The following is a 9,625-nucleotide window of genomic DNA, read 5'->3' on the forward strand; positions in this document are numbered from 1 at the left end:
CAAATGACTAATCTTCCAGTGATTTGGCTGGAACTTCAATAGCAGTGACATCAATTGTGCCTTCTGGTGTGAAGCGCTGAAAATGACTATTTTGTACTAACAGCGACTCCCCACAGCTAGGACACTGTAACTGACTGTCATTTAAACCCGTAAATTCATATCCACAGACGGGACACTGGTCAGCGACCAAGTTGCGTTGCAGCCACCAACGAAAGCCAAAAAAAGCCACAATGGGTGCTAAAAACAGCAACCCGACAATAATTAGCAACGAATTAACCAACCAACCCAAGCCCAGTGATGCCAGCAACCAACCAACTGCCAGGAAGGTGAGCCAAGGCCGGAGATTTAAAAGATTCAATTGAAATGACTTAAAGCTCATTTTTTAAATGTAGTCCTGCTCTCCTTCTAGGATAGCGATTTTAGTCATTTGTTATTGGTCACTTGTCATTTGTCATTTGTCATTTTGACTTGGTGACTGAGGATAGAAGCATTTTTTGCAAGTGCTGTTGGAAGGCATTTATGCCAAACAGAGCGATCGCTTGTTCTCGCAACCACTCTCCATTACATCGTTGGTCATCCCCTTGAAGCATTTCTATACAAGCTGCTGCTACAGCATCAGGACTGCGGTGTGGTACTCGCCATCCCAGTTTACCATCTTGTAAGGGGTCTGCCGAGCCATCGTCATCACCGGATAACACCGGCACTCCACAAGCCATTGCTTCTAGATAGACAATGCCAAAGCCTTCTTGTGAAGGCATGATATAGGCATCAGCAAGGCGGTAATGTTCCATTAATTCTTCTGTGGCAACGAAACCAGCAAATACGACGCGATCGCTCACACCTAAATATGCAGCTAACTGTGCCAATCGCGGTTGGTCATCACCGCGACCGATTACTAAATATTTCACTTCTGGGAAAACCTGAGCGATTTGTGGTAGGGCCCGAATCGTGACATCTACACCCTTGTAAATATCCCCTGACCATAAGCGTGCTACTGTCATTAACACCTTAGAACCAGTGAAACCATATTTCTGAACTAATTCTGGCTGCTTGGAACCAGGAGTAAATTTATCCCCATCAATTGCACAAGGCATCATTTCTACCATTTTGGGGTTTAGACCATTGGCAAGACAAGCGCGATGGCGGCTGTAGCGACTAATTGTCCAAATTCTATCTGCTGATGTCAGGGCGCGACGTTCTTGATTTTTCAGAGGTTCCCAGACTTCTTTGCCATAAGTTAGTACGGTGTAAGGAATCCCCAAGGGTTGACAAAGGGTTTGGATTAATACTGCTAAGTTAATGTGACCGCAGAAAACTTGCTGCGGACGATTTTGCAATAAACACTTAAGTAAAGCTGTTGCCATTTGCAGTCTCCCCAAATGAGGAGACTGATTTTTAAAGTAATGAAATTTTAAGTTCTCGTCTTCAAACAAATTTAATCTATCAGCGCTATCTCGCAGCAAAAAGACTTCTGCCTTGTAAACTTGGCTCAATCCCAGATAGGCGCGGAAAATATCTTTTATATATGATTGGATACCACCCTCGTGGGCAAAAATTTCTAAAAACACGAAGACATGGTTAGTTCTTTGATTAACTTTATCACCTACCTTTAGATTTTCTGTCACTTTAGTGATGTGCATAATATTAGGTTATTTATACTTGGGTTAAGGGCGCGATCGCACCGCTTTGTAACCGCTCTAAATCTGTTTTTACCATTTTTTCTAAAAGTTCTTCAAAGCTGACTTGGGGTTCCCAGCCAAGGTTTATTTTAGCTTTAGTGGGGTTGGCGACTAATTGAAAATGCTCGTCTTGTCGCAATAAGCTGGTATTTAAAACTATATGGTGCGTCCAATCCAATCCGACAGACTCAAAGGCTGTGGCAACTAAATCTCTAACACTGTGCAGTTTTCCAGTGCCAATCACATATTCTTCAGGTTCATCCACTTGCAACATCAGCCACATTGCTTCTACGTAATCTCCAGCAAAGCCCCAATCGCGTTTGGCATCTAAATTACCCATTTCTAAGGTGTTAGTTAAACCCAATTTTATCGATGCGGCTGCCAAAGAAACTTTTCGGGTTACAAACTGGGGTGCGCGTAGAGGAGATTCATGGTTATATAAAATCCCACTACAGGCAAATAGTCCATAGCGCTGTCTGTGATGCACCATTGTCCAGTGGGCGTGCATCTTCGCCGCAGCATAGGGATTTTTGGGACGAAAAGGCGTTTCTTCGTCTTGTGGCGAAATAAATACATCGCCAAACATTTCTGAACTGCTGGCTTGATAAAATCTGGTAGATAAACCTACCTGTCGCACTGCTTCTAAAAGTCTGGTAGCCGTACCTGTGATCAAATCTAGGGTTCCCAATGGGTCGTTCCAGGAGTCTGGGACAAAACTAGGAGCCGCCAAATTGTAAATTTCTTGGGGACGCAATTGTTCAACTGCGGTCAACAGCGCTGCATTATCCCTCAAGTCAACCGTAAAAATTTCTACCTGATTTGCCAGTGTTCCCAGCTTTGTCAAATTAGGTTGTCGATGGGGAGGTACTAATCCTACAACTCGATAACCACGGTTAAGGAGCAAATGGCTGAGATAGTAGCCATCTTGACCAGTTATTCCTGTAATTAGGGCTGTCTTAGTCATATTTGTCCCCTATTCTCTCTATCTCTTTAAGCACTTAATGGCACTTGTTGGAGAACAAAAATTCAGGCTCTCAACACTGCTGACAAATCTTAACAAGGGATCTAGTGTAACTCGAATGCTATGTTTACTGTATTCACTAATTATTTTTATACAAAAACATTTTTTGAGATTTTACAAAAAAATCATCATCACTAAGCAATTTTACGTAAAAAATATATTACTCCAAGTCAAAGACCATTGAAAATAAGTATACTTTTATCAATCAAGTAACTACATATTTGAGCAATTGCTTGATGAAGCGATTGATATTGCACGTTTTGTTCGCAATGCTTGCCTCAGATACTGGATGGATAACAGAGGTATTGGCAGATATGAGCTTTCTGCCTACTGCGCGACTCTTGCTCAAAAATTTGAATGGGCAAGAAAGCTCAACTCGATGGCTCGTCAAGCCAGCGCTGAAAGAGCGTGGTCTGCTATTGCTCGGTTCTTTGATAACTGCAAGAAATCTAAACCAGGGAAGAAAGGATATCCACGTTTCAAAAAAGAACAAACACATGGTTCTGTTGAATATAAAACCAGTGGGTGGGGACTTTCTAATGACCCGCCTCTGGAGAGACTGACCAATACTTGAGTGAGGCAACTCCTTCAAGCAAGTCAACTCGTGGAAAGAGGAAGCCCAAAGAGGGAGCTTTGGAATCCCCTGCTATATCAGGGACTCATGATTAGCGGCGGGAGGATGTCAATTTTGTGTTTCTACAGAGTATTTGACGATGAGCAGGCAATTTCTACCATCTGCACCACGTTCGTATACAACCCGGTCTGCCAACCGCCGGAGGAGAAACCATCCATAGCCACCTACTTGTAGAGTACCTGGGGCTGGCTCTGCGATCGCATCAGGATCGAAAGGTTTTCCATAATCCCAAATTCTAATCTCTAGTCGGTCAATCCATAGATAAACGTTAATCTCAATGGTTGTTTCTGGGGGTAAGGCATGATGAGCGTGACGAACAGCGTTAGTAAAGCCTTCTGCTAATGCTAAATTGAGCCGGTCTAGTTGGGTTTTTGACCAGCCAAGTTGAGACAAATGTTGCAGACAAAATTGCTCGAACCATTCTTGCACCTGGTTTAGGAGACTAAGTTCGCTCTTAACCTTCAGATGGTCTTGCTGCACTATAGTAAACATTAACTGTGACTTAAATACAAATAAACCCAAGTTGCTAGTTATTAAATTTTGCACTATTCGCCAAATTTCTCCGATATAGAAAAATTTAAATTCAGATATTTTGTGTACCAAAATACAAAATATCGACGATTTTGGCATTTTGAGGATTGTAACTAGCAACTTACGTTAATTAAGTGAAAAATGTTTATATTTGATGACTTTAGCGCAAGTCTTGAGGCGCAGCCTTCCTATTAGGCATTCTCAGTCGAAGACTGGGAACAAGATAATCTCTAAAAGCTTGTTTAAGTCAAGCATTTTACCTGAAGTTTACACCAATGGCCTTTGGCTGATTACTCGTTGGTTCAGCCTCTTGTAGAGAAGAGGCTAGGATTAATGAATTCTATATCGTTAAAATTGACACCTGTAGATTTCTTTCAAAAGCACATCTGTATATACTCTTGAAACTCACAGGTGTCAAAGCACTTTGTGGTGACTAATTTAGAATAGTCCCAAGGTCAAAGATTTATCCAATGGCAAGGCAGCACCAATACCTAGCCACAGGGTGACAAGAGTACCAAAGAGGAAGACTGTGGTTGCGACTGGACGGCGGAAAGGGTTTTGGAACTTGTTGACATTCTCAATAAAGGGAATGAGAATTAATCCTACTGGTACCGAACCCATTGCTAACACTCCTAAAAGTTTGTTAGGAAGCGATCGCAAAATTTGGAAGACTGGATACAAGTACCACTCTGGCAAAATTTCCAATGGTGTAGCAAAAGGATTTGCTGGTTCGCCGGTCATGGCGGGATCTAGCACAGCTAGAGCCACAATTGCAGCAAAGGAACCCATGATCACGATTGGAAAGACATAAAGTAAGTCATTAGGCCAAGCGGGTTCACCATAGTAGTTGTGACCCATGCCTTTAGCGAGTTTTGCTCTTAACTGAGGATCGCTCAGATCGGGTTTTTTGTGTGTTGCCATTTTGAAATATGCTCTCCTGCTTAAGTTAAATTAAAGCATTTGTGAAAGCTATCAGCTACTAGGCAACCCTAGCAGGTGGGAAGGAGCATTTTGTTGATTTACCGTCAGCCACCTGGAGGGAGTTTACAGCTTTAGGCTTCAGATACAAGTGTTTGTTTGTTGGAACTTATCTGCAATTAAATTTATTGTGTTTCATAAGTTTAGAACAAACAACTCGATCTGAAAACTGACAAATCTTGCCTTTCACTAATAACTGAGATTACAAAGGCCCGGAAATACCTTGCTTGCGGATCATCAAGAAGTGAAACAGCATGAAGACTGCAATCAACCAAGGCAGCACAAAGGTGTGGGCGCTGTAGTAACGAGTTAGTGTTGCTTGACCAACACTGGAACCGCCGCGCAGCAGGTCGGAGATCAAAACGCCAACTACGGGAATTGCTTCTGGTACGCCGCTAACGATTTTCACAGCCCAGTAGCCAACTTGATCCCAAGGTAGGGAATAGCCGGTGACTCCAAAGGAAACTGTAATTACAGCCAGGATCACACCACTTATCCAGGTCAGTTCGCGGGGCTTTTTGAAACCACCAGTCAGATAAACCCGGAAGGTGTGCAAAATCATCATCAATACCATCATGCTGGCAGACCAGCGATGGATGGAGCGAATTAGCCAACCGAAGTTGACTTCATTCATGATGTACTCCACTGAAGAGAAAGCTTCAGTGACTGTTGGCCTGTAGTAGAACGTCATGGCAAATCCAGTGGCAAACTGGATGAGAAAGCAAACCAGGGTAATACCACCCAGGCAGTAGAAGATGTTGACGTGGGGAGGGACGTACTTGCTAGTAACGTCTTCAGCGAGTGCCTGAATCTCCAGGCGTTCCTCAAACCAGTCGGAAACGTTGGCCATACAATCTCAAGTTCCTAAAAGTCGGTTGCGGTTGATAAATCCCGAAGTTCTAAATTGGCGGCTAAAATTCTGATGATTCCAAGCCTCGGCATCCTGCGGATTCACCCAAGGGGTTGCCGCAGACTAGAGTAGCAACAGAATTGTCTATGAACTTTTCATCAGCCGCCTCTTATGACTTCTCTCCCAATTAGCAAGTTTGGGATTTTAGTAAAGGCGAGTTTTTTCGTTTGCTTGTCAGCTTTGGGCGTGCTAAGAGTCTTCAGAAACTTTACACTCTGTAAAGAAGGAATATATTGCGATCTCTTTACGCCCCTGCATAGAAAATGGTGGACACAAAGTAGATTTTATCCTTTCGTGAGTGGATACAACCCATCAGTTGACTGAACAACTTGATGAGAGAAATGCACCACTTCTATAAAAAAAGTAACATAATCGAGAGATAGATTTCATCAACAACAGGGCAACTGAGCATTTCTAGGCAATTTGGGTTGAGGTGGAATTGATAATGGGGTTCATGAATAAACAAGTCTTTCGGGTTGGATTTTCGTTGTTAATGGCGTTTTGGTTGGCGTTTGGTACGCTCACACAGCCTGCGGTGGCAATGACTAGCCAACAAAAGCTGGTTTCGGAAGTTTGGCGAATTGTTAATCGCACTTATCTAGATGAGACGTTTAATCATCAAAACTGGGCGGATGTGCGGCAAAAGGTTCTAGAAAAGCCACTGGCAGACTCAAATGCCAGTTATACGGCAATTGGGAAGATGCTCAAGAGCCTTGACGATCCTTTTACCCGCTTTTTAGACCCGGAACAGTACCGCAGTTTACAGGTCAATACTTCTGGGGAACTGACTGGGGTAGGATTGCAAATTGCCCTGAATCCTGAAACTGGAAAGTTGGAAGTAGTGGCTCCTATAGCGGGTTCACCAGCAGATAAAGCGGGAATTAGACCACGCGATCGCATTCTTAAAATTGAAGGCGTTTCTACAAAAAATCTTACCCTAGATGAAGCTGCGACTAAAATGCGGGGCCCTAGTGGCAGCCTGGTAACTCTCCTCATTGAACGTGACGGAGAGGCAGAAACGGAAATTAGATTAACACGCGATCGCATTGCTCTTAACCCTGTGGTTTCAAAATTGCGTGTTTCCACTGAAGGTACGCCTATTGGCTACCTACGCCTCACCCAATTCAATGCCAACGCCTCAACGGAATTGGCACACGCTATTTCTAGTCTAGAAAAAAAAGGTGCTGCTGCCTACATTCTGGATTTACGAAATAATCCTGGGGGGTTATTGCAATCAGGAATTGAAATCGCTCGTTTGTGGTTAGACTCTGGTACTATCGTCTACACAGTAAATCGACAAGGCATTCAAGGTAGTTTTGAAGCCTTGGGCCCAGCCTTGACTAACGATCCTCTGGTGATTTTGGTGAATCAAGGAACTGCCAGTGCTAGTGAAATTCTGGCCGGCGCACTCCAAGATAACGGTCGTGCCCAGTTGGTAGGTGAAACCACTTTTGGCAAGGGTCTAATTCAATCTTTATTTGAATTATCAGATGGTTCAGGCTTGGCAGTCACAATTGCTAAGTATGAAACTCCTCAACACCGGGATATTAACAAACTAGGTATTAAGCCAGATAAAGTGATTTCCCAAGACCCAATTAACCGCGAACAGATTGGTACTGAAGCGGATCTGCAATATCAAGCAGCAGTGGAACTTTTGAAGAAAGACTCGGTTGTGGCAGGAAAGGTTTAAAAGTTAGGAGTTATATCATGTCCGTTTAAGGACTTATTATGAAGACCGCAGTTCTTGCAGGGAGGCAGGGGAAAAGGGGATTTTCCGATTTTTGCACAGATGTGGGAATCATAACTAATTAACCGGACATGATATTAGGAATTTCGACAAACCTCTGCCTGCCTTCAACTAAAGTTCAAGCCTATCCCTCTCCGATTCGGAGAGGGAAGGTTTTGCGTAGTCAAACCTCTTAGCTCAACTTTATCCAAAATTAAAAACTCGGTTTTCTTTATCTGGCAAAAATCAAATAGGATTGGTATATATTCAAGTAGAATTAGTAGATTACTTTTGTTTAATTTTTGATAATTGGGAACTCTAATACAAACTCAGTCCCTTTTCCCAGGGTTGAATTTACAGTAATTGAACCTCCATGTTTTTCTACGATGATTTGTCGCGCGATTGCCAATCCTAATCCTGTCCCTTTACCGACAGATTTCGTAGTAAATAAGTGGTCAAAAACCTTTTGTTTTATTTCTTCGCTCATCCCTAAACCATTATCTTTAATACTAATAATCACCTGTTTGGAGTCACTAACTTGGGTGCTAATTGCGATCCAATTAGGGTTAGTTTGGATCTCTTCAAAACTGCGGTCAATATTTGATTCTTCTAGTGCCTCAATCGCATTTGCTAAGATGTTTATAAATACCTGATTTAACTGACCAGCAAAGCATTCTACTAATGGTAACTGACCATATTCTCTGATAACTTGAATTTCTGGGCGAGATTCTGAAGCTTTCAGGCGATGTTTGAGAATCAGAATAGTGCTTTCAATGCCATCATGAATGTTACAAGCAACCGGGCGATCGCTATCAGCACGAGAGAAGGTTCGTAAAGAAGTGCTAATATCTCGAATTCGCTTCACACCTTCTCGCATTGAACCGACTAACTTAGGTAAATCTTCACGGATGTAATCGAGGTCAATTGCTTCGATCTCATCTTGAATTTCGGCATCAGGATTGGGATATTTCTGCTGATATAAATCCACCAACCCAAATATATCTTTGATGTAATCCAAAGCGGGTTGAATATTGCCACCCAAAAAGCCAACGGGGTTGTTAATTTCATGTGCCACCCCTGCAACAAGGTTTCCCAGTGCCGACATTTTTTCACTTTGCACCAATTGCACTTGGGTGTGCTGAAGTTCTGCGAGTGCTTGTTCTAGGTTTTGTTTTTGTTGTTTGAGTTCTTCTTCAGCTTGCTGGCGTTCTGTAATGTCTTTTGTCACGAATAAAATGCCGAACACATTACCGTTGACATCGCGTAGAGGCATCTTGCTCGTATCCAACCAAACTTGCTGACCATCCGCCCGTAGAACTCGATCTATGATATGAAATTCTGCTTGCTCAGACTTGATGACGCGGCGATCGCACATCAAAAACCAATCACATTCTTCTTTGCTGAAGTTTAAATCATAATCGGTTTTACCCACAATCTCATCGGGAGAACTCAACTTCAGCATATCAGCCAAACTTTGATTACAACCTAAATAAACTGAATTGATATCTTTCCACCCTACCCAATATGGAATAGTATCAAACACTAAACGCATCAATTGTTGAGTTTGTTTGAGGGTTTCAATCGATGCAAATAATTCCTGGGTTCGTTCGCTGACTCGTTGCTCTAGTTGCTGGGTGAGTTGTTGTAGTTCTGTATTTCTCGCTTCAAGAGACTGGCTCAATTGATTAAGCTTTAAATGAGTCCGCACCCGTGCTAAAACTTCACCCTGTTGAAAGGGTTTGGTGATGTAGTCAATGGCTCCTAGTTCAAAACCAGTGACTTTATTTACCGATTCCGACAGGGCGGTTATAAAAATAATCGGAATATTTCGGGTTTTTGCATTGGCTTTGATGCGCTGGCAGGTTTCAAAGCCATCCATCCCTGGCATCATCACATCTAGTAAAATCAAAGACACGGGAGTATGTTCTAGTTGCTGTAAAGCGCTTTCTCCACTGGTCGCGATCGCCACTTCAAAACCAGCATTTGCTAAGGTGTCTGAAAGCACCTTCAAGTTATTTGGCACATCATCGACAATCAGGATAATGCCATTGTCAAACGGGTTTGTAACAGGATTGTTCAATGTAATGGAATTTGTAGAGAATGCTGTCATAGCAAAATGGGGATTGGGGATTGGGGATTGGGGATT

Annotated in this window: 8 protein-coding genes and 1 pseudogene; 2 read left to right on the plus strand and 7 right to left on the minus strand. The window is 42.7% G+C overall.

Annotated features, from left to right (window positions below; genetic code table 11):
- Positions 1–7 precede the first annotated feature (7 nt).
- From CDG79_RS20190 to CDG79_RS20200, 3 genes are all read right to left on the minus strand, one after another.
- Positions 8–379 (minus strand): hypothetical protein, encoded by a 372-nt coding sequence (locus tag CDG79_RS20190; RefSeq protein WP_094343710.1) that lies wholly within the window; start codon positions 377–379, stop codon positions 8–10.
- Between the two features lie 79 nt (positions 380–458).
- Positions 459–1,640, minus strand: coding sequence for a glycosyltransferase (locus CDG79_RS20195; protein WP_094343711.1), 1,182 nt, complete (start codon positions 1,638–1,640; stop codon positions 459–461).
- A gap of 13 nt (positions 1,641–1,653) precedes the next feature.
- On the minus strand, positions 1,654–2,643 hold the full coding sequence (locus tag CDG79_RS20200; protein ID WP_094332657.1) for a GDP-mannose 4,6-dehydratase: 990 nt from the start codon (positions 2,641–2,643) through the stop codon (positions 1,654–1,656).
- Positions 2,644–2,917: 274 nt separating this feature from the next.
- Between CDG79_RS20200 and CDG79_RS20205 the strand changes: the two are divergent.
- Positions 2,918–3,244: pseudogene (locus CDG79_RS20205) on the plus strand (RNA-guided endonuclease TnpB family protein); the annotation flags it as partial.
- Positions 3,245–3,382: 138 nt separating this feature from the next.
- Here CDG79_RS20205 and CDG79_RS20210 read toward each other — a convergent pair.
- The 3 genes from CDG79_RS20210 to petB all read right to left on the minus strand — a co-directional run bounded on the left by CDG79_RS20210 (position 3,383) and on the right by petB (position 5,693).
- Positions 3,383–3,826 carry an ATP-binding protein gene (locus tag CDG79_RS20210; protein WP_094343718.1) on the minus strand — a complete coding sequence of 148 codons (444 nt, stop codon included), beginning with the start codon at positions 3,824–3,826 and terminating at the stop codon, positions 3,383–3,385.
- 477 nt (positions 3,827–4,303) lie between these two features.
- The gene (gene petD / locus CDG79_RS20215; protein ID WP_094343712.1) at positions 4,304–4,786 is read right to left on the minus strand and encodes a cytochrome b6-f complex subunit IV; all 483 of its coding nucleotides are present in this window, start codon (positions 4,784–4,786) and stop codon (positions 4,304–4,306) included.
- Positions 4,787–5,045: 259 nt separating this feature from the next.
- Complete coding sequence (petB, locus tag CDG79_RS20220) at positions 5,046–5,693, minus strand: cytochrome b6 (protein WP_094332660.1); 648 nt, start codon at positions 5,691–5,693, stop codon at positions 5,046–5,048.
- Between the two features lie 505 nt (positions 5,694–6,198).
- Here petB and ctpA point away from each other — a divergent pair.
- Positions 6,199–7,443: a carboxyl-terminal processing protease CtpA gene (gene ctpA, locus CDG79_RS20225; RefSeq protein ID WP_094343713.1), complete on the plus strand. Its 1,245-nt coding sequence runs from the start codon at positions 6,199–6,201 to the stop codon at positions 7,441–7,443.
- Positions 7,444–7,774: 331 nt separating this feature from the next.
- On the opposite strand, the gene CDG79_RS20230 is transcribed toward ctpA, so the two are convergent.
- On the minus strand, positions 7,775–9,625 hold a 1,851-nt coding region (locus CDG79_RS20230), incomplete at its 5' end, for a hybrid sensor histidine kinase/response regulator (protein WP_223278224.1).

Source organism: Nostoc sp. 'Peltigera membranacea cyanobiont' 232, assembly GCF_002245985.1.
In the GTDB taxonomy this organism is placed as follows: domain Bacteria; phylum Cyanobacteriota; class Cyanobacteriia; order Cyanobacteriales; family Nostocaceae; genus Nostoc.

What these genes read in the sequence shown, in the direction of transcription:
- CDG79_RS20195 (WP_094343711.1), bottom strand. Translation starts at nt 1,640, where the DNA reads ATGCACATCACTAAAGTGACAGAAAATCTAAAGGTAGGTGATAAAGTT.
- CDG79_RS20190 (WP_094343710.1), bottom strand. Translation starts at nt 379, where the DNA reads ATGAGCTTTAAGTCATTTCAATTGAATCTTTTAAATCTCCGGCCTTGG.
- petB (WP_094332660.1), bottom strand. Translation starts at nt 5,693, where the DNA reads ATGGCCAACGTTTCCGACTGGTTTGAGGAACGCCTGGAGATTCAGGCA.
- ctpA (WP_094343713.1), top strand. Translation starts at nt 6,199, where the DNA reads ATGGGGTTCATGAATAAACAAGTCTTTCGGGTTGGATTTTCGTTGTTA.
- CDG79_RS20210 (WP_094343718.1), bottom strand. Translation starts at nt 3,826, where the DNA reads ATGTTTACTATAGTGCAGCAAGACCATCTGAAGGTTAAGAGCGAACTT.
- CDG79_RS20200 (WP_094332657.1), bottom strand. Translation starts at nt 2,643, where the DNA reads ATGACTAAGACAGCCCTAATTACAGGAATAACTGGTCAAGATGGCTAC.
- petD (WP_094343712.1), bottom strand. Translation starts at nt 4,786, where the DNA reads ATGGCAACACACAAAAAACCCGATCTGAGCGATCCTCAGTTAAGAGCA.